This window comes from Ancylobacter lacus, from assembly GCF_018390635.1.
GTDB lineage: Bacteria > Pseudomonadota > Alphaproteobacteria > Rhizobiales > Xanthobacteraceae > Ancylobacter > Ancylobacter lacus.
Map to the genome: position 1 here is coordinate 1 of NZ_JAHBGE010000016.1, position 2,654 is coordinate 2,654.

Below are 2,654 nucleotides of genomic sequence, written 5' to 3' on the forward strand. Positions count from 1 at the left end.
TGCGGATTCCGACGTAACCGGCCACCTATTCCAATCATTATCCGGCCACCGTTCCAATTGATGTCCGGCCAGGATTCCGATTTGAAGCCGGCCACCTTCCGAATTTTATCCGGCCGGTGGGTTGAGGGGCTCCGGGTCAAGATTGATGGTGGTTTGCTCCGGGGTGTCTGGTCAAGCGGGAACGGCAGCGCCGTCGGCGAGAGCGCGCTTCTTACGCAGGCTCTCGCCCGACAGCGCGATGCGGTGGGCGTTGTGGACGAGGCGATCGAGGATGGCGTCGGCGATGGTGGGGTTGCCGATGATCTCATACCAGAGATCGATCGGCACCTGACTGGTGACGATGGTCGAACGCCGCTCGTGTCGGTCTTCGACGATCTCCATGAGATCGCGGCGCTGGTCGTCGTCGAGCCGCTCCGGTCCCCAGTCGTCGAGGATGAGCAGGTCGACCCTGGCGATGGCCTTGAGCAGCCGGGCATGACGGCCGTCGCCGCGGGCGAGTGCGAGAGCTGAGAACAGCCTGGGTACACGATGGTAGGCGACGGCGAAGTCCTCGCGGCAAGCCTTCTGCCCGAGGGCACAAGCCAGCCAGCTCTTGCCGACGCCGGTCGGCCCGGTGATGATGAGATTGTGCCGCGCCCTGATCCAGTCGCAGGATGTCAGGCCGAGCAAGAGGCTTCGGTCGAGGCCTCGTGGGCTACGGAAGTCGATATCCTCGACGGCGGCGTCGTGGCGCAGCCGTGCGGCTCGGCTTCTGGCCTCGAAGCGCTTCTGGCGCCGTAGCGTCTGCTCCCGATCGAGCAGCAGGCCGAGCCATTCGCCGTGTTCGAGGCTGCGCGCCTCCGGCTGAGTCGTGAGATCCTGGAAGGCCTTGGCCATGCCGTGAAGGCCGAGTTGGGTGAGAAGGTCGATGGTGGGATGAGACAACATGGGTCCGTCCTCGCTCAATGGAAGTAGCTGGGGCCACGGAGATTGGCGTGCTGCTCGACGGCGGGTTGGTGTCCGCGCCGTCCGGCGGCCTTGTTGCCGAGGCGATTGGCGATGATGGAGGCGATGCTCTTGTAGGTGAGAGCGCCGATCGCGAGGGCGCGGGCCGAGACCGCTTCGGCCGTCACCAAGTCGAGCTCCTTGTACAAACGCAGCACGCCGAGACAGCTTCTGAAGCCCTGCTCGGGATGGGGCCGGGCGGCGAGGATGGCGGTGATCAGTCCTTCGGTGCCGGGGCCGATGCTGGCGCCCCAACGGCGGAAGCGATCCGGCGTCCATTCGGCATAGCGGCGATGGGAACTGGGCATATGGTCAGGATCGGTGCCATGGCGCCGGCCGCCGTAGCGACGCTGATGACTGGCGATGCGTCTGCCGCGATGGAAGACCTCGATGATGCGGGCGGTCGCACGCAGGTCGACCTGTTCGCGGATCAGTTCGTGGGGAACGGAATAGAAGTAGCCGTCGAACTCGACGTGGTAGTCGATCGAGACGCGGGCGAAACGCCATTCGGCGAACTCGTAGTCCTCCGACGGCAGCGGCGCCAGGGCCGGCAGTTCCACGGTCCGGAACAGCTCATGCCGCGTGGTGGCAAGACGACGGATCAGGTGGTCGTTGATGCGCTCGACGGCCTCGGCGATGGCGGCGTTAGCCTCGGCCAAAGAGAAGAAAGTCCGCTTGCGCAATCGGCCGAGAATGCAAGTCTGGGCGAAGCGGACGCCGTTCTCGACCTTGGCCTTGTCCTTGGGGCGGCGCGGCCGAGCCGGCAGGACGGCGGTGCCGTAGTGGGAGGCCATCATGGCGTAGCTGCGGTTGATCTCCGGATCGTAGAAACTCGCCCTGTTGACGCCCGCCTTCAGGTTGTCGGGCACGATCAGCCGAGGGACGCCGCCGAAGAAGCGGAACATCCGAACGTGCGAGCCGATCCAGTCCGGCAGGGTCTGTGTCCAGCTCGCCTCGGCGAAGGTGTAGCCGGAGGCGCCGAGCACGGCGACGAAGATCTCCGCCTCGCGCACCTCGCCGGTCGCCGGGTCGGCAATGGCGAGCTTCTTGCCCGAGTAGTCGACGAACACCTTGTCGCCGGCGACATGGTCCTGGCGCATCGACGGCGCCAGACGCCGCTCGAAGTGGCGGAACAGATCGCAGAAACGAGAGTAGCCGTAACCGTCGGGGTGGACGGCGCGGTATTCCTCCCACAGCAGCATCATGGTGACGCCGGGCTTCTTCAGTTCGCCGACCAGTGACGCCCAGTCCGGTTCGGCGCGCAGCCGAGCGCCGGTCTTGTTGCCCGGACGGGAGAACAGCAGCTGTTCCAGTGCGTCGTCGGTGAGATCACCCGGCAGCGGCCAGCGCAGCCCGGCCTCGGCCGCACGCCTGACATTGTCCTGCACCGTGCTCCGCGCCAGTCCCAGAATACGGCAGACCTCGCGCGTGCTGGCGCCACCGTGGATCAAACACAAAAGATGTCGTAGTTGCCTCATGGTCAGCGTCCTCTTGCCGGGCATCGCTCTCTCCTCACGTTGCGTGAGGGCGTCATGCCTCAGTTGCTGACCCGGAGGGCCGTCAAACCCCGTGCGGTGGCCGGATAATGATCGGAATGCTGGCCGGCTTCACGTCGGAATGCTGGCCGGATGACGATTGGAAACCCGGCCGGATGAACGTCGGAATCTGCA

General features: G+C 65.5%; 2 protein-coding genes. Both read right to left on the reverse strand.

The window, feature by feature from the left end; translation table 11 throughout:
• Positions 1-171: 171 nt before the first annotated feature.
• The gene (istB, locus tag KHC27_RS04645) at positions 172-927 is read right to left on the reverse strand and encodes an IS21-like element helper ATPase IstB (RefSeq protein WP_213335649.1); all 756 of its coding nucleotides are present in this window, start codon (positions 925-927) and stop codon (positions 172-174) included.
• 14 nt (positions 928-941) lie between these two features.
• Positions 942-2,486 carry an IS21 family transposase gene (gene istA / locus KHC27_RS04650; RefSeq protein WP_213335652.1) on the reverse strand — a complete coding sequence of 515 codons (1,545 nt, stop codon included), beginning with the start codon at positions 2,484-2,486 and terminating at the stop codon, positions 942-944.
• Positions 2,487-2,654: the final 168 nt, after the last annotated feature.